This window comes from Rhizobium sp. YTU87027 (genome assembly GCF_050644135.1).
Lineage (GTDB): Bacteria > Pseudomonadota > Alphaproteobacteria > Rhizobiales > Rhizobiaceae > Rhizobium.
In genome coordinates this window covers 2,153,023-2,176,214 of the sequence record NZ_CP098440.1, presented here as the reverse complement: position 1 = coordinate 2,176,214, position 23,192 = coordinate 2,153,023, and the positions used below count along the sequence as shown (strand labels likewise).

Annotated in this window: 21 protein-coding genes and 1 pseudogene; 10 read left to right on the top strand and 12 right to left on the bottom strand. The window is 60.4% G+C overall.

The window, feature by feature from the left end:
• Positions 1 to 30 precede the first annotated feature (30 nt).
• Positions 31 to 298 (top strand): annotated as a pseudogene (locus NBG89_RS10895) (MFS transporter); the annotation flags it as partial.
• On the opposite strand, the gene NBG89_RS10890 reads toward NBG89_RS10895, so the two are convergent.
• Genes NBG89_RS10890 through NBG89_RS10870 form a run of 5 tightly spaced genes read right to left on the bottom strand, consistent with a single transcriptional unit; the run spans position 291 to position 7,548 of the window.
• Positions 291 to 719, bottom strand: coding sequence for a GNAT family N-acetyltransferase (locus NBG89_RS10890; RefSeq protein WP_431319969.1), 429 nt, complete (start codon positions 717 to 719; stop codon positions 291 to 293). The pseudogene NBG89_RS10895 and the gene NBG89_RS10890 sit on opposite strands and share 8 nt — an antisense overlap.
• 4 nt (positions 720 to 723) lie before the next feature.
• On the bottom strand, positions 724 to 2,793 hold the full coding sequence (locus NBG89_RS10885; protein WP_431319968.1) for a hypothetical protein: 2,070 nt from the start codon (positions 2,791 to 2,793) through the stop codon (positions 724 to 726).
• Between the two features lies 1 nt (position 2,794).
• A complete protein-coding gene (locus tag NBG89_RS10880) occupies positions 2,795 to 5,608 on the bottom strand; it encodes a DUF4159 domain-containing protein (protein ID WP_431319967.1) in 2,814 nt (937 codons plus the stop codon).
• On the bottom strand, positions 5,605 to 6,525 hold the full coding sequence (locus tag NBG89_RS10875) for a DUF58 domain-containing protein (RefSeq protein WP_431319966.1): 921 nt from the start codon (positions 6,523 to 6,525) through the stop codon (positions 5,605 to 5,607). The genes NBG89_RS10880 and NBG89_RS10875 overlap by 4 nt, the downstream gene beginning before the upstream one ends.
• 12 nt (positions 6,526 to 6,537) lie before the next feature.
• On the bottom strand, positions 6,538 to 7,548 hold the full coding sequence (locus NBG89_RS10870) for an AAA family ATPase (RefSeq protein WP_431319965.1): 1,011 nt from the start codon (positions 7,546 to 7,548) through the stop codon (positions 6,538 to 6,540).
• A gap of 158 nt (positions 7,549 to 7,706) precedes the next feature.
• Here NBG89_RS10870 and NBG89_RS10865 point away from each other — a divergent pair, with 158 nt between their 5' ends.
• The 3 genes from NBG89_RS10865 to NBG89_RS10855 are packed head-to-tail and all read left to right on the top strand — an operon-like array spanning position 7,707 to position 10,230.
• Entirely contained in the window at positions 7,707 to 8,330 is a 624-nt protein-coding gene (locus tag NBG89_RS10865; protein WP_431319964.1) for a DUF1285 domain-containing protein, read from the top strand.
• On the top strand, positions 8,327 to 8,977 hold the full coding sequence (locus NBG89_RS10860; RefSeq protein ID WP_431319963.1) for a CoA pyrophosphatase: 651 nt from the start codon (positions 8,327 to 8,329) through the stop codon (positions 8,975 to 8,977). The genes NBG89_RS10865 and NBG89_RS10860 overlap by 4 nt, the downstream gene beginning before the upstream one ends.
• Positions 8,974 to 10,230, top strand: coding sequence for a CCA tRNA nucleotidyltransferase (locus tag NBG89_RS10855; RefSeq protein ID WP_431319962.1), 1,257 nt, complete (start codon positions 8,974 to 8,976; stop codon positions 10,228 to 10,230). The genes NBG89_RS10860 and NBG89_RS10855 overlap by 4 nt, the downstream gene beginning before the upstream one ends.
• Here NBG89_RS10855 and NBG89_RS10850 read toward each other — a convergent pair.
• The 3 genes from NBG89_RS10850 to hemF all read right to left on the bottom strand — a co-directional run bounded on the left by NBG89_RS10850 (position 10,227) and on the right by hemF (position 11,797).
• Entirely contained in the window at positions 10,227 to 10,412 is a 186-nt protein-coding gene (locus NBG89_RS10850; protein ID WP_025581808.1) for a DUF1059 domain-containing protein, read from the bottom strand. The genes NBG89_RS10855 and NBG89_RS10850 overlap by 4 nt on opposite strands.
• Positions 10,413 to 10,532: 120 nt before the next feature.
• Positions 10,533 to 10,790, bottom strand: a complete 258-nt coding sequence (locus NBG89_RS10845; RefSeq protein ID WP_088695308.1) for a hypothetical protein — start codon at positions 10,788 to 10,790, stop codon at positions 10,533 to 10,535.
• 92 nt (positions 10,791 to 10,882) lie between these two features.
• A complete protein-coding gene (gene hemF / locus NBG89_RS10840; protein ID WP_088695309.1) occupies positions 10,883 to 11,797 on the bottom strand; it encodes an oxygen-dependent coproporphyrinogen oxidase in 915 nt (304 codons plus the stop codon).
• Positions 11,798 to 11,963: 166 nt separating this feature from the next.
• On the opposite strand from hemF, the gene NBG89_RS10835 reads away from it, so the two are divergent.
• A complete protein-coding gene (locus NBG89_RS10835; protein ID WP_431319961.1) occupies positions 11,964 to 12,224 on the top strand; it encodes a hypothetical protein in 261 nt (86 codons plus the stop codon).
• A 3-nt stretch (positions 12,225 to 12,227) separates the two neighbouring features.
• On the opposite strand, the gene NBG89_RS10830 is transcribed toward NBG89_RS10835, so the two are convergent.
• Positions 12,228 to 13,874, bottom strand: coding sequence for a Na/Pi cotransporter family protein (locus NBG89_RS10830; RefSeq protein WP_431319960.1), 1,647 nt, complete (start codon positions 13,872 to 13,874; stop codon positions 12,228 to 12,230).
• Positions 13,875 to 14,071: 197 nt separating this feature from the next.
• Entirely contained in the window at positions 14,072 to 14,533 is a 462-nt protein-coding gene (locus NBG89_RS10825) for a tRNA (cytidine(34)-2'-O)-methyltransferase (protein ID WP_431319959.1), read from the bottom strand.
• Positions 14,534 to 14,917: 384 nt separating this feature from the next.
• On the opposite strand from NBG89_RS10825, the gene NBG89_RS10820 reads away from it, so the two are divergent.
• Positions 14,918 to 16,774 (top strand): ABC transporter ATP-binding protein, encoded by a 1,857-nt coding sequence (locus NBG89_RS10820; protein ID WP_431319958.1) that lies wholly within the window; start codon positions 14,918 to 14,920, stop codon positions 16,772 to 16,774.
• Between the two features lie 61 nt (positions 16,775 to 16,835).
• On the opposite strand, the gene NBG89_RS10815 is transcribed toward NBG89_RS10820, so the two are convergent.
• Entirely contained in the window at positions 16,836 to 17,045 is a 210-nt protein-coding gene (locus tag NBG89_RS10815; protein WP_088695313.1) for a CopG family ribbon-helix-helix protein, read from the bottom strand.
• A gap of 182 nt (positions 17,046 to 17,227) precedes the next feature.
• Here NBG89_RS10815 and NBG89_RS10810 point away from each other — a divergent pair, with 182 nt between their 5' ends.
• Complete coding sequence (locus NBG89_RS10810; protein ID WP_431319957.1) at positions 17,228 to 19,147, top strand: ABC transporter ATP-binding protein; 1,920 nt, start codon at positions 17,228 to 17,230, stop codon at positions 19,145 to 19,147.
• Here the strand turns inward: NBG89_RS10810 and NBG89_RS10805 are convergent.
• Complete coding sequence (locus NBG89_RS10805; RefSeq protein ID WP_431319956.1) at positions 19,103 to 20,035, bottom strand: endonuclease/exonuclease/phosphatase family protein; 933 nt, start codon at positions 20,033 to 20,035, stop codon at positions 19,103 to 19,105. The two genes, NBG89_RS10810 and NBG89_RS10805, sit on opposite strands and share 45 nt — an antisense overlap.
• A 286-nt stretch (positions 20,036 to 20,321) precedes the next feature.
• On the opposite strand from NBG89_RS10805, the gene petA reads away from it, so the two are divergent.
• Genes petA through NBG89_RS10790 form a run of 3 tightly spaced genes read left to right on the top strand, consistent with a single transcriptional unit; the run spans position 20,322 to position 23,114 of the window.
• A complete protein-coding gene (petA, locus tag NBG89_RS10800) occupies positions 20,322 to 20,900 on the top strand; it encodes a ubiquinol-cytochrome c reductase iron-sulfur subunit (protein ID WP_431319955.1) in 579 nt (192 codons plus the stop codon).
• A 13-nt stretch (positions 20,901 to 20,913) separates the two neighbouring features.
• Positions 20,914 to 22,191, top strand: a complete 1,278-nt coding sequence (locus NBG89_RS10795) for a cytochrome b (RefSeq protein WP_431319954.1) — start codon at positions 20,914 to 20,916, stop codon at positions 22,189 to 22,191.
• Between the two features lie 26 nt (positions 22,192 to 22,217).
• Complete coding sequence (locus tag NBG89_RS10790) at positions 22,218 to 23,114, top strand: cytochrome c1 (protein WP_088695318.1); 897 nt, start codon at positions 22,218 to 22,220, stop codon at positions 23,112 to 23,114.
• Positions 23,115 to 23,192: the final 78 nt, after the last annotated feature.

Here is a 23,192-nt window from a genome sequence, read left to right as displayed (position 1 = left end):
GCAGTATTTCCATGGACGAGGCGCTGGATCGCGGTGCTGGTCAGGAGTTTTGCCCTGCTTGGGACATGGGGGGCATTATACGCCTATATGTCTGAGCTCTATCCCGCGGCGTCGCGGGCGACGGGCATGGGCTTCGCGGGTGCGATGGCGCGGCGGTTTGCTTGCTCCATCGCTGATGACGTTTGTTGTCTCGGGCGGATTAGGTCTGGCGATCGGCTTGTTGGCGGGCCTGCTGGTCGTGGCGGCGATAGCCGCGATGGCAATTGATGCCGAAACGCGGCCGGCTGCGCTCAGCTGATTTCCGGAAGCGACTTACGCAGAAAGGTGCGGGTACGGCCTTTCGGAAACTCCGGCAATTCGCCGAATATCTCGTAGCCCTGCCGCTGATATGCCCGCAGGGCTTGTGGATTGAAGGTATCGATCCAGGCCCCGTGACAGCCGCGCGCGGCCGCTTCCTCTTCAGCCAAAGCCAGAATCTTGCCAGCCATGCCTTTGCCGCGTTCCTCGTCGGGAATGTACAGCAACTGCGTGAAGAGCCAGCCCCAGGCGGTATAGCCGGACAGGCCGCCGGTGACGTTGCCGTCGGTATCCCGGATGAGAACTGCCAGCGGTTGGCGTTCGGCAGGGCCGACGTCATGAATATTGAAGGCCGACAGTGCGTCGCCGATCGCCGTGAGATCATCGGCGGTCGGCGAGCAAGTCACTTCAAACTCGGCCATGCCGCTAACGCCCTTCGCGCCACCACATGGCGCCGAAGGCAAGCAGCAAGATACCGACACCGGCGAAGCCGGCAAATAGCGGTAGGGTGTTGATGCCCTTCAGCACCGTTTCGTTGGTGAGATGGATCTGCATGCGATCGTCGTCGGCGACGCGGATCTGGCCGCGGACCGGCAGGATCGGCGGAATGCTGATCGTGCCGCTGGTATCGGAAACGCGGGTGACGAGACCCTTTGTCTTATCGGAGACAGGCTTCAACGCGTCAGTCGTCGAGATCATTGCCTTGAATTCGGGAGCATCGACCGCGCCGACATGCGCGAGTGTCGTCACGTCGCCATTACGGATCTCAAAAAGGCCGATCTCGTCCATCTTCTTCTCGGCCTTGAACAGGCCGGGCTCGGCCTGCGTCAGGGGCAGAGTTTCCATCCTTCCCGAGGGATAGCGAACCGTCGCGTTGCCAGGATCCGCGCCAATGGTCTGGCGCGTGATCTCCAGCGTGCGGCCGGATGCGCGCGCCGTGAGGGCCTCCTCCTCAAGCGCCGGCTCTTTCATCAGCCAGTGGGCGACGCGGCGATAGAGAGATACATGCGGGCCGCCGCCTTCGAAGCCACGGGCCCATAGCCAGCCCTGATCAGAGAGCAGCATGGCAACGCGGCCCTGTCCGGCGCGGTTGAGAACGAGCAGCGGATGGTTGTCTGCGCCGACCATGACCGTCTGGCCCTGCGGGGGGTCGACATCGACGCTGCGGAACCAGCGGCCCCAATGCGGCGGTTCGTCAGCGGAACCATCGAGACCGCGGGTAACGGGGTGCTTGCGACCTTCTTCCGAAAGCCGAGGGTAGAAGGCTTTCTCGATCATCTGGCCGGTCGGAGCGGCCGGGAGTACCGACGACAACGGCGTCAGCGCAATCGAATCCTGGCCGGCATGTTCGGGGCCCGCAGCGATCAACAGGGCGCCGCCATTTTCAACGTACTGGGCAATATAATCGTAGTAGAGGATCGGTAGCACGCCGCGATGCTGGTAGCGGTCGAAGATGATCAGGTCGAAATCCTTGATCTTGTCGACGAACAATTCGCGGGTCGGGAAGGCGATCAGCGACAGTTCGTTGATCGGTGTGCCATCCTGCTTTTCGGGCGGACGCAAAATGGTGAAGTGGACGAGGTCCACCGAGGCATCCGACTTCAGGAGATTGCGCCAGGCGCGCTCGCCGGCATGCGGTTCGCCGGAGACGAGCAGAACGCGCAGATTTTCGCGAATGCCGTCAATCAAGTGGACCGCGCGGTTGTTCGCGTCGGTGACTTCGCCCGGGAGGGTGGCGACCGAAAACTCCAGAACGTTGCTGCCGCCGCGCTCGACCTTGAACGAAAACGGCGTGTCGCGACCCGGCGTGGCTTGAAGCGTGGCGATCTCGTTACCGTTGAGCTTCACCGTGACGTTTGCGGTGCCACCAGGGCTCGGCCCATCGTCGAAGACGCGCAGCATCAATTGCTGCTCCTCGTTGACGATCCCGAATCGCGGCGCCTTCACCACCTCGATGCGGCGGTCGAATTCATTCGCTTTGCCGGTGATCAGGCCGTGGATCGGAGCATCGAAGCCGAGGGCTTGGTTGACGCCGGGAACGTCGTGGATTTCACCGTCCGTCAGCATGATGGCGCCGCCGATGCGGGCGGGCGGCACATCCGCGACAGCGGCGGAAAGCGCATTGAACAGCCGCGTCGAGGGAGCGTCCGAGTCTTCCGGTTCCGTCGCGTCGACGTAGCGTGGTTCGATGTTGGGGAAGCGGGCGAGGCGATCCTTCAGCTGCGCCAGGGCATCGTTGGTCATCTTGATGCGTTCAGGCGTCTGCTGGCTCTGGCTGCGGTCAACGATCACGGGCACGACCGTCGACAGTTGCTCGCGATCTTCCTGCAGCAAGAGCGGGTTGGCGAGGGCAGCCAGCAAAGCAAGGGCCGCGATCGAGCGGATCCACGCGCCACGCACGCGGCGCCAGATGGCAAAGGCTGCAGTTACCAGAACAATGATCGCCAGACCCGCCAAGAGCGGCCAAGGGATGAAGGGCGAAAGATCAACTGTCATATCACTGTCCCAACCGTTCTAGGAGAGCTGGGACATGGACCTGATCGGTCTTGTAGTTGCCGGTTAGCATGTACATCATGATGTTGACGCCGCTGCGATAGGCGTATTCGCGCTGTGTCTCGTCCGGCGGGACCGTCGGCAACATCGGTACCCCGTTGTCATCGACGGCCCAGGCGCCGGCAAAATCGTTGCCGGTGATGAGGATTGGGGAAACACCGTCGGCCGTGGCCGCCGACTTGGCGTTTTCGGGACGATTTTCCTGGCGTGCTTCAATCCAGAGCGGGCTGCCCGTGTAACGGCCGGGGAAGCTTGAGAGCAGATAGAACGATTTCGTCAGCACGTGGTCCGACGGTACCGGTTCCAGCGGCGGAATATCGAGATTGGCAAGGATCTGCTGCAATCGCTCGCCATTGGCGCTGACCGAGCTTCCATTGCTGTCGAGCGCGCTAAACTGATCGCGCGTATCGAAGAGCACGGTTCCGCCCGCGCGCATATAGGCATCGATCTTGTTGATCGCAGCGGCCGAGGGCATGGGCGCGGTCGCCGAGATCGGCCAATAGATGATCGGATAGAAGGTGAGCTCATCCTTCGTGAGATCCACGCCGACAGGCGGCGATGGCTCCAACGTGGTGCGGTATGTCAGGAATTCCGTCAGGCCTTCCAGCCCGCGTTCGGATATGTGGTCGACCTCCTGTTCGCCGGTGACGACATAGGCGAGGTGCGTATTGTCGAGCCGCTGGAAAGTCTGATCGTCGCCGGGCTTGGAGTCATCGGCATTTGATTGTCCCGGCTGCAGTAAGAAGGCCGCACTGACCGCCACTGCGACAAGCGCTGCTGTACGCGCCGCCGAGCGCAGCCTCGAAAAGGCACCGCTCATGAACATCACGATCAGGCTGTCCGCCAGCAGCAACAGGAAGGCGATCAGGAACAACGCAGGCTTTGCCGACCAGGTTTCACCGCCGATCAACCCTTCGCGCACGACGGTGAGACCTGAGGCATCTAGCGGTTTCAGTTCGGCATTCTTCGGCAGGACGTTCAGCGCCGTAAATCCTTCTTCCGATCCGTAGAGGCCGGGTGGGTTATCGAAGCTTGCAACCGGCGTCACTTTGGCGTTCGGGATCAGCGGACGCGCCGTGCCGGTTTCGGTCGTGAGTGCGCCCTTCGCGGTCAGCAACCGGAAAGGCGGCAAGGCCTCAGCAGTCGAGGCGCCGGCGGCCTCGGCGGTAACGCCGCCGGAACGCGACAGCTGGACGAGGCGACGCAGCATCTCGACGAAATTGCCGGAGATCGGCAAGTCGGACCACGTCGCTTCGGCGCTGACATGGAACAGGACGATCCTGCCTGCATTGATCGGCTTAGTCGTAACGAGGGGCGTGCCATCGGCGAGGCTTGCCCAAGTGCGTTCTGCAAGGTCCGGCGTCGGCTCCGCGAGAACTTGCCGCTTGACCGTAACATCCGTCGGCTTCGGCATTCCGGCAAAGGGGCCAAAGGTCGGAAATTCGGCGAGCGGCTGCGGCTCGGCCCAGGACAGCGCGCCACCCAATGCACGTTCGCCCTGGCGCAACGTCACCGGCACCAACGGATCGTCGGCGGGTGCGGCGGCAAGGCGCGGACCTGCAAAGCGAACGAGCGTTCCGCCGTTCGCGATCCAGCGCTGCAGCGGCTCGTAGGTTCCCTGGGGCAGGCGGCCAATATCCGCCATGATGATGACAGATGGATTCTGCGACAGCAGATCCGGGATCGAGGTGGCAAGATCGGGCGTGTTCGGTTCGATCAGGTCGGCATAAGGCTGCAGGGCGCGCTGGATGTAATATAGCGGCGAAAGCAGTGGTTGGAACGTGTCACCGACCTCACCTGATAGCAGAACCACACGGCGACGCTTGAAACCGTCGTCGAGCAGATGCACGGCGCCAGCCGTTGCGTGGTTATCGATGCTGACGCGCGCGAAATCGTTGCGCATTTCAAACGGTGCGGTGATCGATCCGGTCGCGACGCTCTGACCCGGTTGGAAGTCGATCGAGCCAGCCGCGATCGCGCGTCCCTGCGTGTCCTGCGCGGTGATCAGGCGCGAGGCGGCAGCGGCATTGTCAAGGCGCGTGGCGGTTACCGTCATCGCATCGGCGGCATTGTTTGCCGACGTGATCGCGATCGTCTCGTTCGCGTCCCCGGAAATCAGTCGCAATTGAGCTGGCGAGAGATCGGAAAGCTCGCGGACGGTCGCGTCATTCTCGCTTGCAGCGGCACCGTCAGTGAGAAAAGCGAGAGTGCCTGGATGGACGCCGTTCAGCGCGGCGCGGAGAGCTTCGAAAGCGCGCTGGCGATCCGGCACAAGCGGCTTCGGTTCCGCGGCACGCAGCTTGTCGCGGGCGACGGCTGCCGTACCGGGGACGGCATCGTTGGTCGGGTCGGCGGTGAAGGCGATCGCCACCGGAGTACCAGCAGATTCTGCGTCATCAATCAGCGCGTCGGCCGTCTTCACGCGGCGATCCCAATCTGGTGACGTGGCCCAGCCGTTGTCAACAAAGAGCACGAGCGGGCCACCGGAAGCGATTGAATTCGTACGCGGATTGAAGACCGGGTCGGCGATAGCCAGAATGACGGCAGCGGCCAACAGCATGCGCAGCAAGGTCAGCCACCAGGGGCTCTGGGCCGGGGTTTCCTCCCGCTTCAGGACCGTCGCCAGAATCTTCAGCGGCGGAAAGACTTCCGTCTTCGGGCGCGGGGGCGTCAGTCTCAGCAGCCACCAGATGATCGGCAGGGCGAGGAGCGCGCCGAGGATTGCGGGGTAGGCGAAGGCAAAGGGAAGAGCGCTCACGTGCGTTCTCCCTGCGTTATCCTCGCGGGCATGCCCGAGAGATACATGTGAACGGCGACCAGTGCTTCGGAGGCGAGATGGTCGGTCCGGTGGCTGACAAAGGTCCAGCCCATATGACGCAACGCCTGGCCGAGATCATCCCGGCGGCCGAGGTAGGCGCGGGTATAAGCTTCGCGAACATGCTCGGCCCGGCCGGATGTCAGCTTCGACCCCGTCTCGGGATCGGTGAATTCGGTGCGGCCATCATAGGGGAAAAGCTCTTCGGCCGGATCGGCGATCTCGATGACGTGGCCGCGCAGACCGCGCCGCGCCAGGGGACCGATGCGCGCCATGACCGCGGATGCATCATCAAGGAAATCACCGATCAGCACGAGTTCGCTCCAGCCGCGGATCATGGCTGTGTCGGGCAGTCCTCCGCTCAGCGGCGCGTGCATCAGCGCCGTTGCAAGTCGTTCCGCGGCGTTGCGCGCGGCGATCGGTTCCATGACGCCTGGGCATCCTATTCGTTCGCCAGAGCGCGCCAGGATTTCGGCAAGCGCCAGCATGATAACGAGCGCCCGGCCTTCCTTCGAGGCATTTCCGAACGTCGATTTGTACATCATTGAGGGAGACATGTCGGCCCAAAGCCAGACCGTATGGGCTGCCTCCCACTCGCGGTCACGGATGTAGGTGTGGTCGTCGCGTGCCGAGCGGCGCCAGTCGATGCGGGACAGGCTCTCGCCTTCGCTATAGGGACGGAACTGCCAGAAGTTCTCGCCAATGCCGCGCTTGCGACGGCCGTGCCAGCCGGCGATGACGGTGTTTGCGATCCGCTTGGCCTCGACCAGACAATCCGGCACAAGGCTGGCCCGCTGCCTTGCGCGGGCGAGCGCATCATTGCCCGAGGTCGGATTGACGATCTGTCCGATGGGTGCCACGCAGACGCTTCCTTATCCCTTGGCCTGCTTAACCAGCCCACCAATGACGTCACGAACCGACATGCCTTCCGCCCGCGCGGCAAACGTCAGCGCCATGCGGTGCTGCAGTACGGGTTCGGCGAGCGCGTGGACATCGTCGACTGATGGTGCAAGGCGGCCTTCGTATAGAGCGCGAGCGCGGGCGCAAAGCATCATAGCCTGGCCAGCGCGCGGACCCGGACCCCAGGCGACGTTCTTGTCGGTTGCCGCATTTCCCTGACCGGGGCGAGCCGAGCGGACAAGCGCGAGGATCGCGTCGACAACCTTGTCGCTGACCGGCATCTGGCGGATGAGCGTCTGGATTTCGACGAGGCGCTCCGCGTTCAGGATTGCTTGCGGCGCCGTTTCGCTGATTCCGGTCGTCTCGAGCAGGATCTGTCGTTCCGCGGCGAGCTCCGGATAGTGGACGTCGACCTGGAGGAGGAAGCGGTCGAGCTGTGCCTCTGGTAGAGGATAAGTGCCTTCCTGTTCCAGCGGGTTCTGGGTGGCAAGGACGTGGAACGGAGCGGGCAAGTCATAGCGATGCCCGGCGACGGTGATGTGGTATTCCTGCATGGACTGCAGCAGGGCCGACTGCGTGCGCGGCGACGCGCGGTTGATTTCGTCGGCCATGAGGAGCTGGGCGAACACCGGGCCCTTGACGAAACGGAAGGAGCGGCGGCCGCTGTCGTCCTGGTCCATCACTTCCGAGCCCAGGATATCGGAGGGCATCAGATCCGGTGTAAACTGGATGCGGTTGGAGGCAAGGCCGAGCACTTCGCCGAGCGTCGTGACGAGTTTGGTCTTGGCAAGGCCTGGGACGCCGACCAGCAAGGCATGGCCGCCCGAGAGAACCGCGAGGAGGGTGTTCTCCACGACGCTTTCCTGGCCGAAGATGACCTTGGAGACTTCGCCCCGGGCGGCGGCAATATCTGCAAGGGCCTTCTCGGCCGCGGCGATGATCGCCTTTTCATCGAGAGGGGCTTCGGTCTTCATCATACCCATAAGGCATCTCCAGCGGCTGATATCTTTCGTCGCGAATCGGCAGACTTACACGCAATCGTCATACCAGATAGAGTTATGGAGATGTTGCGGGCTGACAAGTTCGTTCCGAATGACTATCTCGTGACCCTCTGGAGTTAAAGACAAACCGGGACAGAAGAATGGCAGCCGAAGAGATCAAGGCGATAACGGATGCGGCCGGTCTTGCCGCGCTGATTTCGCGCGCGGCCGGCGACGCAGGAGCCAAAGCCCGCGGCCTTCCGCCCGTCGACAAGTGGAATCCGCCGTTCTGCGGCGATATCAATATGGAAATCCGAGCGGACGGCACGTGGTTCTACATGGGAACGCCGATCGGCCGGACGCCGCTTGTCAGGTTATTTTCGACGGTCCTACGCAAGGATGAGGATGGGAAGACCTACCTTGTAACACCCGTGGAAAGGGTGGGTATCCGCGTTGTAGATGCGCCGTTCGTGGCCGTTGAAATGAACGCCGGTGAAAGGGATGGTGAGCCGCTGCTGACGTTCCGGACCAATGTCGGCGACGTGGTCGAAGCCGGGCCAGAGCACTCCATTCGCTTTGTAATTCATGGTGAAAACAGCGAGTTGAAGCCCTATCTTCATGTGCGTGGGCGGCTGGAAGCACTGGTTTCGCGGCCCATCATGTACGAACTCGTCGAACTCGGCGAGCGCCTTGAAGTCGATGGCAAGACGATGTTTTGTCTCCGCTCCGGGGGGATGACCTTTCCCGTAATGCCCGCGGACGAACTGGATGCACTTTCCCGATGACCAATGCTTTGATCGAAAACCGTTCGCTCTACTCAGCGGCTGAATTCCGCCGTCGCGCCCTTCACCAGAGTGGTGGCCCGGTGGATCTCTCCTGGCGCGACCATGGCGATCATATTCTCAACCCCGATATTGTTACTCAGGTTGAGACCTTCAAACTTCGAGATGCTGCGGTGCTGGTGCCGGTCATCGACGATGGTGATGATGCGCATGTAATTTTTACACAGCGCACGGCGACGCTGCGCAAGCACTCCGGACAGATTGCGTTTCCGGGTGGGAAGATCGACGCTATCGACGGCTCCGCCGAAAAGGCTGCAATCAGAGAAACCGAGGAGGAGATCGGTATCGACGGGTCGTTCGTAGAGACGGTGGCGCGGCTTCCGAACTATCTCGCGTCGACGGGCTTCCGCATTACGCCGGTGCTGGCGGTTGTCCGGCGCGGTTTCGAGCTGAAGCTTAATCCAACGGAAGTGGATGACGTCTTCGAGGTGCCGCTGTCCTTTCTCATGAATCCGGCCAATCATAGGCGCGACCGGCGCGTGCTCGACGGACTCGAACGGCATTTCTACCGGATGCCCTATGAAAGCCGGATGATCTGGGGCATTACCGCCGGCATCGTTCGCACCCTCTATGAAAGGCTCTATGCATGACCAACCTTGGCAACGAGGCATGGTTCAAGGACTCGGCGCTGACGCGCGTGTTCACGCTGCTCAACGCCGATGGAGGAGAGGGGCGCGTCGTCGGCGGTGCGGTCCGCAACAGTCTCATGGGGCTCCCGGTCAGTGATATCGATGTTGCGACGACGCTCACGCCGGAACAGGTCATCGAGCGTGCGGCTGGCGCTGGCATCAAGGCTGTTCCGACGGGGGTCGCACATGGCACCGTCACTCTTGTCATTGATGGCAAGCCCTTCGAGGTCACGACGCTGAGGGCTGATGTGGAAACTGACGGGCGCCGGGCCAAGGTCGCCTTCAGTTCGGATTGGCAGACGGATGCGGAGCGTCGCGACCTGACGATCAATGCACTTTATGTCGACGCCAAAGGTGATGTGATCGACCTGGTCGGTGGTCTTGCCGATATCGAGAAGCGCAATATCCGCTTCATCGGGGACGCGGCGACGCGTGTTGCCGAGGACTATCTGCGCGTCCTGCGATTTTTCCGGTTCTTCGCCTATTATGGCTCCGGTCGTCCGGACGCGAATGGGCTGAGGGCATGCGCATCGGCTCGGGACAAGCTGAAGACGCTTTCCGCCGAAAGGGTGTGGTCGGAACTCCGCAAGTTGCTCGGCGCCGGTGATCCTGGCCGGGCACTCCTGTGGATGCGGCAGGTCGGCGTGCTCAGCGAAATCCTGCCGGAGACAGAGAAGTGGGGTATCGACACCATTCCGACGTTGATCGGCACGGAGCAAGTGCTTGGCTGGAGACCGGATCCGCTTCTACGCCTCGCCGCCATCATTCCACCCGATGCTGATCGGCTGGAGAAGATGGCAATACGCCTTAAGCTTTCCAATGCCGAGGCCGCCTGGTTCAAAGCATGGGCCAAAGCGCCTGTTATCAATGATGAATTGTCGTCGGCTGCCTTTGCGCGATTGCTCTACCGGCACGGCGCGGACGGGATACTAACACGCTTGAAACTTGCGCTGGCAACGGCACGGGGCAAGGCGGAAGGCGACATGCAGGAGATGGCTCGCTCCGCGAGGCTCAGTAAGCTGCTTGAATTGGCGCAAGGCTGGAGGAAGCCGCAGTTCCCGATCAATGGCGGCGACGTCTTGGGTGCGGGCGTGCCGGCCGGGAAGCAGGTTGGTGAGACGCTGTCGGCTTTGGAAGATTTCTGGGTCGGAGAAGACTTCACTCCGGACCGGGCGGCGCTGCTCGCCCGGCTGAACAGTCTGACAAATAGCTAAGCGGCCGTCGCCTCGTTGCGAATCCGGGCCTTGATGTTGTCGATCATGTTCTCGCGGATCACGGTTTCCCCGTGAGCGCTCCTCATGTGCTCGACGACGCGGCGGACGATCTCCGCATCATCATTCGCCCGGGTATGCCAGTCGCATCCGGGGACAAGAGTTCCACATTCGAAGAGTCTCATTTTTTCCTCCTTCTGTCGGATTTCATGCCATTGCGCGCTACCGCAATGTTTGAATGTTCGAAGCGGTAAGAAGGTTCCGGTCCGGCCGGCGCGAAGGACCGGCCGGCGGTCATTTTCTCGTTATTCCGGCATCGCCCAGGCTCTGTAGCAATCTACTGCTGCTTTGTTGTCTTGATTTGCCGCGAGGTCGAGTTCCTCCGGCGTCTTGCCACCGGCCAGTTGTAGCTTTACCTGCTCGATGAAGCAGGAAAGCGGCAAGTCGGAGCCGCTTTTTGCCCGCAGCCGTTCCGCAATCCGGCGTAGAAACTCGGGCGTATCCAACGGCATAAGAGGCTCGTGAGCACCCGCCGATGCCGCAGAGCTGCTTTGTATCGTCATGAACAATCCTCCTCCGATTGTTACGCGTACATGCCTAAACTTAGTGGTCCAGTTTCCGAATTTAAGCCCTCCAGCCCTCTTTATTTGTCTGGTCAAGGCCAGAGCACGAGAGGGGGCAGAGACGAGAGAATGGACTCTACATTTCCTCCTGTCTTGAGGCCAAAGATTGTACCTCGATCGTAGAGCAGATTGAACTCAACATAGCGCCCACGGCGAATCAATTGTTCGTCACGATCCGCGTCTGTCCACTGTTTATTGAAGTTCGAGCGAACGATCCGCGGATAAACCATGGCGAATGCCCTGCCGACATCGCGCGTGAAGGCGAAATCGGCATCCCAACCGCCTGCTTCCTCGCCGGAATGGAGCCAGTCATAGAAGATGCCGCCGATGCCGCGCGGCTCGTTGCGATGCTTGAGGAAGAAATACTCGTCGCACCATGTCTTGTAAGCAGCGTAATCGGCGACGCCGGAGTGGCTGCGACAGGCGATCTCCATCGCCTTGTGGAACAACTGGCTGTCCTCGTCTTCTTGCGTGCGGCGGCGGTCAAGCACCGGCGTCAGATCGGCGCCGCCACCGAACCATCGGCTTGAGGTCACCACCATGCGCGTGTTCATGTGCACGGCGGGCACGTTAGGATTGACCGGATGGGCGATGAGCGAGATGCCGGAAGCCCAGAAGCGAGGATCCTCCTTGGCGCCAGGCATCTGAGCGCGGAGGTCGGGCGCGAACTCGCCATAGACGGTGGAAGTGTGCACCCCAACTTTCTCGAAGACGCGACCGTGCATCATCGACATCCGGCCGCCACCGCCTGCACCATTCTCGCGGGACCAGTCCTTGGCCACGAAACGGCCTGGCTCTCTGTCCGATAGCGGGCCGGTCAGTTCGTTTTCTAACGCTTCGAAGGAGGCGCAGATAGTGTCGCGAAGGCTCTCGAACCAGGCGCGGGCGACGGACTTCTTCTCTTCGATATCGTCAGGCAGGCCGATCGGAAGTTCGGGTCTTTCCATCTTATCTTTCTCCGGGCACGTCAGAGGTCGATTCGCGCTTTCGTCTTTTCAGTTCTGATAGCAGGTGAGGCACGGTCCTGCCAGCATAGCGGGTGATTGAGGCTTCCTCAGATTCGACTCGCAAAACGCGACTTTCGATATTACCTTTTCCCACAGAGGTAGGCTCATGACGAAAATTCCTGGACCTCCGTCGTTCGAGGGTCTCAAACGACGGATTGCTACCCACCGGGCGGAGGGCACACGCCGGAAGAATGACCGTTTCGTGCGTCAAACATATTGCCTCAACCTGCTTGAGGCTCGCGCCAAGGCGCGCGAATGGTTCGACGAGTATCCCAAGGCGGCGTACTGGACAGAAGTCGAGAGCTGGCGTCAGCTGGAAGGCGATCAGATCGAATTCACGATGCGCCGCTTGCCGTCCGCCGATTGAGCGCTATTCGGCCGCACCTTTCAGTCTGCTTTCGATCAGCAGTCCGCTCTCGTCGAGGATTGGGTGTGCGACGGAGACGATGTGAGCGTTGATGCGCTTCAGGTCGCGCAACATGTCAAGGTGCAGCGAGCTTGTCTGAAGGCTGTCGGCGCGACCATCGCGCAGGCGCTCCAGATGTCGCTCCGACGATTGCTTCTCCATCCGGCGAACCTCGACCTTTACCTCCATCAACTGCTTGGCGAGATTGAAGTCGCGGGTGACGAAGATCGTCTGGGCAATCCGCAGATTGTCGATCGTCAGGTGGAAGAGCTTTCGTAGTTCTTCGTAGCCCTCCTCGGAGAATTTCAAGCCGAGCGAGATCTTCTTCGTCACCTGCGGCATCAGGCCCTTCTCGATGATGTCGCCGATGTGTTCGAGGTTGATCGCATAGTCGATGATGACGATGGAGCGGCGACCGTCCTCTTCGCTCAGGCCACCATGCCCTAGCTTGGAAAGGTAGATTTTCACTTCCTGCTGCAGGCTGTCGACGCGTTTCTCCAGTAATGGAATTTCCTTGAGCTTCGCCAGGTCATTGCTTTCAAAAGCGCTTGACGCGCGCAGCAGCATCCGTTCGATCAGATCGCCGACGCCGAGAACCTCGCGCGTGGCGCTGGCAAGGGCGACAACTGGCGTCGAAAGTTCGTGTTGGTCGAGATATTTCGGTCCGCTGTCCGGCTGCGCCTGTTCCGGTACCAGCCTGAGCATCAGTCGCGACAAGGGACGCGAGAACGGCCATGCAAGTGCTGCAAGCATCAGGTTGAAGCCGAGGTGGGCGTCCACAGGCAGCTTTGCGGGTGCCAGTGGCAGTGCTTCCAGCAATTCGGCACCGAAGCTCGCGAGCGGTAACGCAACCAGGCAGCCGATGGCCCGGACGATCAGATTGCCAAGGGTGACACGCTTGGCGGCAGCCGGTCCGGAGAGCGATGCTATGACAGGCGGAATGGCGCCACCAAGGTTGGCGCCGAGCACCAGCACGATGATCAGTCCCGCCGACAGGATGCCCGTTGAGGCGAGCGACAGAATGAGGACGACTGCCGCAAGGCTCGACGACGAGATGAAAGCGATGCCGGCGGAAAAGGCCAGTGCGACCGGCCAGGCATTGTCGAGCAGGGCAATGAAGGCACCAAGCGCCGGCGACTGGCGCATCGGCTCCGTGGCGCTGCTCAACAAATGCAGCGACAACAGCATCAGACCGATGCCGATCAGCGCCGTACCGCCGCCCTGACGCGACGACGAGCCACTGCGATGGAGGACCATGCCGGCGAGGATTACCAGTGGAGACAGCCACTCTATGCCGGTTGCCACGATCCAGGCGGTCACAGCGGTTCCGACGTTGGCACCGAGCAAGACGATTTGCGCCATGCGCGGCTTCACCAATTCGCGCTCGACGAACGAGGCGACCATCAACGCCGTGGCAGTCGAGCTCTGCAGCGCGATCGTCGCGAAGAAGCCCGACACGAACGAGCGCAGGCCGCTGCGCGTGCCGGTGGCAAGGCCGGTGCGCAACCGCGCCCCAAACGCTCTAGAGACACCGTCCTTCACCTGTGCCAGACCGAACAGCAGCAGAGCTACCGCGCCGAACAGGTTGATCATGACGATGGTGGATTCCATGCTGCCTTTCTTTTACGTCTTGCACAAACAAGCGTCGTTCTGTTCGAATCTCTCTTTGCCAAGTGATTGAAAACATGGCTTTCCGGACATTCTTTTTATTGTCCGGCTAAAAACTATACGCCGCTTGAGGAAATTCACAACGCCCTTCGCGACATATTCTGAGGCTGCATCGGCATTTGCGTCACTGAGGCCAGAAGTCAACGCCAGACTGTCTGCCGCATGGCCTCTCCAACGATCATTGCCGCCGAGACGGCGACGTTGATTGAGCGTTGGCCCTCCACCATGGGGACAAGTATACGGGCGTCCGCTGCCGCGTGCACGTGATCGGGGACGCCGGCGCTCTCGCGGCCGAACAGGAGGATGTCGTCGGGCAGGAACTCCAAGTCGGTGTAGCGTTCGGCCGCCCTGGTGGATGCCAGTATCAGGCGGCGGCCCGTGGACTTTCGCCATTCCTCGAAGCGGTCCCAATTGACGTGGCGGGTGAGGGCGGCAGCAGCGATATAATCCATACCAGCCCGCTTGAGATTGCGATCCGATATGTCAAAACCTGCCGGCTCGATGATGTCGACGGCAAAGCCGAGGCAGGCGGCAAGACGCAGGATGGTACCGGTATTCCCCGGGATGTCAGGCTGATAGAGGGCTAGTCTGAGGTCTGCCATAGTGGATGTCGTCGTTTCCGCTTTCGTCGAGAGACACCTATTGCAACTGTGATTTTGGCGCAACAGGACGCATTTAGGCCTATAATTGTTCAGTTTCCGGCCGGTCGGGGCTGGAAATTCTGCTTAATTCGCGTTAAGGGTGCACATCTTTTAATCGCCAAAAGGGAGCGCCAGATGGAAATGTTGCCGCGTATGCGCTCTCGATGCGTGAACCCACGAGTGGCGATCTGGCACGCCTAGTGCCATTTCTTTCCTGAATTCCCATTTCTAATCCATTGCGCGGCTGTCGTGGCCTCGCCCCGTGAACGTCCGGTTCCCATATGAGCTCAAGCGCCGTTTTGCGCGAGTCGGGAGGCCGGAGCGATCAAGTTTCGGAGCATTTTCATGTTTGGCTGGTTCGAACAGCGACTCAATCCCTTCCCCAGCGAGGAGCCGATTGCTCCTCCGAAGGGCCTCTTTGCATTTTGCTGGCATTATACGAAGCCGGCAGCACCGTGGCTCGCCATCATGGCAGTCCTGACAGCGCTGATCGCCGTCGGCGAGGTGGCGCTCTTCCAGTTCCTGGGCGACATCGTGGACTGGCTGACCAAAGCCGACAAGACGACATTCCTGCAAACGGAGTGGCCGAGGTTGGCGTGGATGGGATCGTTGATCCTCATTGGCCTGCCGCTTGCGGCCGGGCTGGATTCGCTCATCATGCATCAGGTGCTTCTCGGCAACTATCCGATGATCGCACGCTGGCAGATGCATCGCTTCCTGCTGCGTCACAGCATGACCTTCTTTGCCAACGAGTTCGCCGGACGCGTTGCGACGAAGGTGATGCAGACGTCGCTTGCGGTTCGCGAGACGACGATGAAGATCCTCGATGTCTTCGTCTATGTTGTCACGTACTTCCTGTCGATGATCATCGTTATCGCTGCCGCCGACTGGCGGCTGATGATACCGATCCTCGTTTGGCTCGCCGTCTATATCGGCATCGTCTCCTACTTCGTGCCACGGCTTCGCAAGATCGCGGCGCAGCAGGCGGATGCGCGCTCGATGATGACCGGGCGGGTGGTTGACAGCTACACGAACATCGCGACCGTCAAGCTGTTCTCACATGCCGGCCGCGAGGAGACCTACGCGCGTAGCGGCATGGAGGAGTTCCTCGGAACCGTTCATGCGCAGATGCGCCGCGTCACGTTGTTTCACATATCTGTCTATGTGAACAACTGCGTGGCACTCTTCGTGGTGTCGGGTCTGTCCATCTGGTTCTGGCTGAACGGGCAGATCTCGGTGGGCGCCATCGCCATCGCCATTGGTCTTGCCATGCGTGTCAACGGCATGTCGCAGTGGATCATGTGGGAAGTCTCGGCGTTGTTCGAGAACATCGGCACGGTCTATGACGGTATGGAGATGATGACGAAAAAGCACGACATCGTCGACAAGCCGGGCGCGCCGCAGCTGTCAGCGAAGAAGGGCGCAATCCACTACGATCGCATCCGCTTCCACTATGGCAAGGGCAAAGGCGTCATCGACAATCTCTCTCTCGACATCAAGGCGGGTGAGAAGGTCGGTCTGGTCGGTCGCTCCGGCGCCGGCAAGACCACGCTGATGAACCTGTTGCTGCGCTTCTACGATCTGGAGGCTGGCCGTATCACGATCGATGGGCAGGACATTTCGGGCGTGTCCCAGGAGAGCCTGCGTGAATTGATCGGTGTTGTGACGCAGGATACGTCCTTGTTGCACCGGTCGATCCGCGACAACATCGCCTATGGCCGCCCGGATGCGACGGATGCCCGGGTGATCGAAGCCGCCAGACGCGCCAATGCCTGGGACTTCATCGAAGGGCTTGTCGACATGCAGGGCCGGACAGGGCTTGACGCGCAGGTCGGCGAACGCGGCGTGAAGCTCTCCGGCGGCCAGCGTCAGCGCGTCGCGATCGCCCGCGTCTTCCTGAAGGACGCGCCGATCCTGGTGCTCGACGAAGCGACGTCGGCGCTCGACTCCGAGGTCGAGGCAGCGATTCAGGAAAACCTGTTTGCGCTGATGGAAGGCAAGACGGTGATTGCAATCGCTCACCGCCTGTCGACCCTGACCGAGATGGATCGCTTGATCGTGCTCGACAAGGGCAAGATCATTGAGGCAGGAGCCCATGCCGAGCTTGTCGAACAGGGCGGCATTTACGCCGACCTGTGGAACCGCCAGTCGGGCGGCTTCCTGGCCGACCATTCCGAAGAAGCGGAAGAGGCGGCCGAATGAACCAGAAGCCCTCCCTGCGGGTGCGGGGAGGGCTTCTCATTTGCGTTTGACGTGTTTCGGATCAGAGGCTGTCTGCCCAGTCTTTCACGCGGTTTCCTTCGACAAGCATACTGTTGGTCGACGCAAGCGTACGCAACGCAAACAGACGCCGCTCTTCCTCACGATCGACCCAGGCAGAGATCGCCTCGGCGATAACTTCGTCGTAGGATATTTCCAACTGTTCAACGATTGCATCAAGTCGTTCCGCAAGGGGCAGCGGAATACTCGACATGACTGTCTTCCTTGCTTGCATCGCGGCCGTCTCCCGTAAGAATCCATTGTACCCCGAGATTGTCACGAGGTCAGTCTCATTCAACGGCGATGCCGTTGTTGTTACCGATTGTTACGAAAATATAAGGTTGCGCCCTGGGGCCGTTGCTTTCCCGCTCTGGTTAATAAGCCTATATCGCATTTATGCTGATAAAACGACTCCTCCGTGTCTTCGAAAATTGGATTAGTCCCTTTGCGCCGCGGGAAAACATTCAGCCACCGCGCTCCACGTTTGGATTCATCTGGTTCTACATCGGTCAGGCGAAGGCGCCGTTCGTGGCCATGCTCGTCCTCGGCGGCATGTCGGCGGCAATCGAAGCGGCGCTCTTCTGGTTCGTTGGCCGGCTTGTCGATATCCTCGCGACGATCACACCGGCGGCAGGCTGGAGCGGCCTTCTTGCAGCGCACGGCGCTGAACTGTTCGGTATGCTCGTGCTTATCGGCATCGTCCGCTTTGTCGTTGCGCTGTTGATTGCGCTCGTGGATCAGCAGGTGATCACGCCCGGCTTCTATAATCTGGCGCGCTGGCAATCCTACCTGCATGTTTCGAGGCAATCGCTCTCTTTCTTTCAAAGCGATTTCTCCGGCCGCGTCGTCACTAAGGTCTGGTCGGCCGGCCAGGCCACGGGCGACCTGGTGACGTCGCTGATGGAGAGCGTCTGGTTCGTCGGTATCTATGCGGCGACGACGCTGGTCCTTGTCGCCAGGCTGGACTTCTCGCTTGCCGTGGTCGTGCTCTGCTGGCTCGGTGTATTCGGCGTTCTCGCGCGTTATTTCGTGCCGCGCATCCGATTCCATTCCCGGCAAACGGCTGAAGCCGCGTCGATGATCAACGGGCGTATGGTGGATGCCTACAGCAATATCCAGACACTGAAGTTGTTTGCCCGCGACGATGAGAGCGACCGCTACATGCGGCAGGGCTTCGACTTCTATCAGCATACCGTACTGCGGTTCACGCGCTTCATCACCGCTGTTCGCGCCTCGATGGCGCTGCTCTCGGGCATCATGATCGTTACAATGGCCGGACTGAGCGTTCATCTGTGGCTGGCCGGTCTCGTCAGTTCCGGTGCGGTGGCCTTCTCGCTGGCACTTGTGCTGCGCCTCAATTTCCTTCTCGGTCGGCTGATGACCCAGTTCAACGGCATCATGCGTAACCTCGGCACAATCCAGAATGCCGCCGAGTTGATCTCGCAGCCGCTCGGGCTCGTCGATCGCCCGGGTGCCCGCGATCTTGTTATCCGCCAGCCTGGCATCCGCTTCGAGAACGTCTCTTTTCACTATGGCAGGCCAGATGGCGTCATCGACAACTTTTCGCTCGCGATCGAACCAGGTGAGAAGGTCGGCATCGTCGGGCGCTCCGGTGCGGGCAAGTCGACGCTGGTGAACCTGCTGCTACGGCTGTACGACCTCGAAGGCGGGCAGATATTGGTCGACGGCCAGAATATTGCGGCGGTCAGCCAGGAGTCTCTGCGGATGCAGATCGGCGTCGTCAGTCAGGATACGTCGCTGCTGCATCGCTCGGTCCGGGACAATATCCTGTTTGGGCGCCCTGATGCGGGCGAGGCGAAACTGACGGAGGCAGCATTGCGTGCGGAGGCGCTTGGCTTCATCGAGCGCCTGCAAGATCAGAATGGCCGTAAGGGCTTCGACGCCCATGTCGGCGAGCGTGGGGTGAAGCTCTCCGGCGGCCAGCGCCAGCGCATCGCGATCGCTCGTGTCATGCTGAAGGACGCGCCAATACTCGTTCTCGACGAAGCCACATCGGCGCTGGATTCCGAAGTGGAAGAGGCGATCCAATCCAATCTGATCGGCCTCATGCAAGGCAAGACGGTGCTTGCCATCGCGCATCGGCTCTCGACCATTGCCGCACTCGACCGACTGATCGTCGTTGACGATGGCAAGATCATAGAGGAGGGCACGCATGAGACCCTCCTGAAACGTGGAGGTCTCTACGCCGATCTCTGGGCGCGGCAATCCGGTGGGTTCCTTGCCACCGATTTCGACGTGTCGCGGCCAGCGTCAAGGGTCGATGGCAAACTCGGCGATGAGGCCAAAGTGGTTTGATCCCATATTGTCCGCGATCCGCTGCACGGACTTCAATCGCAGCGGCGGACGGACGAGGACGTGATCGATGCTGATGCCGAAGTCACGCGCCCTGATCGGCCAGGTCGCCGGCTCGGGAAAGATCGTCTGAAAGCCAGTCGTGCGTATGTAACGCTGGATGCGTGGGTCCAGGATCGCTGAATTAAAGTCTCCGGTAAGGACGAGCGGCCCGTCGATAGCGCCCGTCACGGACCCGAGATCGTCGAGTTCGTCTCCCTGGAAGTCATCGAAGTAGGGTTTGGCGAGATGGGCCGCGAGGAAATTGATCTTCGTTCCCTCGAAGTCGATGACCGAATATGTCAGCCGATTTTGCCACAGTTCGCCAAGGCTGCGGACTTTCTTCTCGATGAATGGACGCTTCGAGAGGACGAGCGTGTCGCATTGGTTGATCTCTTCGCCGCAGCCGATGCGGTAGGGATATGTGCCGGACAGGCGTGCGATATAGGGGCGAAGCGGAGCTGCCTCCAGGATGTTCACGACATCGACATTCGAGGCGACGATGAAAGCCGCAATTTGCCCGGCATTGGAGAAGTTCTCGTGCTCGATGTTGAAGGACATCACGCTGAAAAGTGGTGGCGTATCAGCAGCCGCTGGCGGGGAGGCGAATTCCCTCAGCATGATAACGCCATGCCCCAGCAATACTGCCGCGACGGTCAGTAGCAGGTAGGCATACCAGTGCCGTTTGAGGAGTAGAAGGACGAGGCACCCCGCGACCGCAGCCAGGGCAAAATGGATCTGAAAGCTGTAAACGAAGGCGAGAAGCCAGACGTGTGTGATGTAGCGCAAAGACATCAGCGCCAGCAACAGCGAGAGGAGGACACTCCCTATGCAGTATAAAGTGTCTTTCATCGGCGGGCGCTGGGATAGGGAGAGGTTAGTGGCGCTCGCCTAGCACGAGGTTCGAATTGGTGCAATGCACAACTGTGGCAAGCATGTGATTGTCTTCGAAAATCATCTGAAAATTCCCGCGACATTGTGCCCTCATGGCCTTGCCAAGGCTGGACATAATTTGCGATCAAGCTTAGAACGCGCCGGATTGGTGGGGAATCTATGGTCGAATTGTGTCGCGACAGATTCGCCGCCGCGAGGGGAAGGGCGGAGTTCCGCAAAAATTGCGCAGAGGATGGTTTAAGCCGTGAGCGAACACGAAACGACAAGCGAGATCACGGGTGAGCCCACTCGCCGTGATTTCCTTTATCTCACCACTGGTATGGCGGGCGCCGTGGGCGCCGTTGCGGTCGCTTGGCCGTTTATCGATCAGATGCGTCCGGATGCTTCGACATTGGCTCTGGCTTCCATCGAAGTCGACGTTTCCAGTCTTGAGCCCGGAATGTCGCTGACCGCCAAGTGGCGCGGCAAGCCGATCTTCATTCGCAACCGTACGCCCGAGGAAGTGAAGGCGGCCGATGAAGTGTCGCTGTCCGACCTGAAGGATCCGGTTGCCCGCAACGCCAACCTGCCTTCCGACGCGCAGGCGACCGGTGTCGACCGTTCCGCCGGCAAGGACAAGGAAAACTGGATCGTCATGATCGGCTCCTGCACCCATCTGGGCTGCATCCCGCTCGGTCAGGCCGGCGAATACAATGGTTGGTTCTGTCCCTGCCATGGCTCGGTCTACGATACGGCCGGCCGCATCCGCAAAGGTCCGGCGCCGCAGAACCTGGCGATCCCGACCTATTCGTTCATTTCCGATAAAGTAATCAAGATCGGTTGAGGGGGACTGATTTATGAGTGGCCATTCCAGCTACGAGCCATCAACCGGCCTTGAGAAGTGGATCGACGCGCGCCTGCCTTTGCCGCGCATGGTCTATGACAGCTTTGTCGCATATCCGGTTCCGCGTAACCTGAACTATGCCTACACCTTCGGCGCCATGCTTGCGGTCATGCTCGTCGTGCAGATCCTGACCGGTGTCGTGCTTGCCATGCACTATGCCGCGGAAACGACGGTTGCGTTCAACTCCGTCGAGAAGATCATGCGTGACGTAAACCACGGCTGGCTGCTGCGCTACATGCACGCCAACGGCGCGTCCTTCTTCTTCGTTGCCGTTTATCTGCACATCGCCCGCGGTCTCTATTACGGCTCCTACAAGGCGCCGCGCGAAATTCTCTGGATCCTCGGTGTTCTGATCTACCTCCTGATGATGGCGACCGGCTTCATGGGCTACGTTCTGCCCTGGGGTCAGATGTCCTTCTGGGGCGCGACGGTTATCACCGGCTTCTTCTCGGCATTCCCGCTGGTTGGCGAGTGGATCCAGCAGTTCCTGCTCGGTGGCTTCGCCGTCGAAAACCCGACGCTGAACCGCTTCTTCTCGCTGCACTACCTGCTGCCCTTCGTTATTGCCGGCGTTGTCGTCCTGCATATCTGGGCGCTGCACGTTGTCGGCCAAACGAATCCGACAGGCGTCGAAGTCAAGACCAAGACGGATACCGTTCGCTTCACGCCTTATGCGACCCTCAAGGATGCGCTTGGCGTTTCGATCTTCCTGCTGGTCTATGCCTACTTCGTCTTCTATATGCCGAACTTCCTCGGTCACCCGGATAACTATATCCCGGCTGACCCGTTGAAGACGCCGGCCCATATCGTTCCGGAATGGTACTTCCTGCCGTTCTACGCGATGCTGCGCTCGATCACCTTCAATATCGGACCGATCGACTCGAAGCTTGCAGGCGTTCTGGTCATGTTCGGCGCCATCATCGTACTGTTCTTCCTGCCGTGGCTCGACACCTCGAAGGTTCGCTCGGCTGTCTACCGCCCGTGGTACAAGCTGTTCTACTGGTTGTTCGTCGCCAATGCGATCGTTCTCGGTTGGCTCGGTTCCCAGCCTGCCGAGGGCCTCTACACAACCATCTCGCAGATCTGCACGCTGCTGTATTTCGCCTTCTTCCTGGTTGCCATGCCGGTTCTCGGCCTCGTCGAGACGCCGCGCCGCTTGCCCAATTCAATTACGGAAGCGGTTCTGGAAAAGCGCAACAAGGCGGCGGCCGCTGAGCCGGTCAAGGCCTGAACGTGCGACAGGAAGGGAAGAGAAACATGAAAAAGCTTGTTACAAGCCTCCTGTCGCTTGCTGTCGTCGCTGGTTTGAGCGGCGCGGCATTCGCCCAGGAAGCCGCATCATCGAACGGCGCTGAGCCGGCACATCATGCGGAAGGCGCAACGCCGCACTATCCGCTGCTTCATCCAAAGCATGAAGAGTGGACCTTTGCTGGTCCCATCGGCCACTATGACAAGGGCCAGCTGCAGCGCGGTCTGAAGGTCTACACGGAAGTTTGTGCAGCCTGTCACTCGATGAACCTTGTGGCTTTCCGTACACTTGGGGATCTTGGCTACTCCGACGCTCAGGTGAAGGCCTTAGCGGCGAACTACGAAGTTCAGGACGGTCCGAACGCAAGTGGTGACATGTTTACCCGTAAGGCCATTCCGTCGGATCACTTCCCGTCGCCGTTCCCGAACCACGAAGCGGCCGCAGCGGCCAACAACGGTGCGGCTCCTCCGGACTTCTCGCTGATCGCGAAGGCGCGCGGTATCGAGCGCGGTTTCCCGCAGTTTCTGATCGACATGATCCCTTTCGTCGGCGGCTATCAGGAAGGTGGTCCTGACTACATCTATTCGCTGCTGACCGGCTACGATCAGCAGCCGCCGGCTGGTGTTCAGGTCGCTGAAGGCACGCACTACAACCCGTACTTCGCCAATGCTGCCGCGCTGGCCATGCCAAAGCCGCTCTCCGACGGTCAGGTAACATATGACGACGGCTCGCCGGCGACGGTCGACCAGTATGCCAAGGACGTTGCATCCTTCCTGATGTGGGCCGCTGAACCGCACCTTGAGGAGCGCAAGCGTACGGGCTTCATGGTCATGGTCTTCCTGGCCATCTTCACGGGATTGATCTACCTGACCAAGCGTTCGGTCTACGCGAACAAGGAACACTGAGAGCTTCGCTCCAGAGTCTAGTGAAAGGCGGCCTTTGGGCCGCCTTTTTTGTTGGTTCCGACTGTGGCAATTGATACT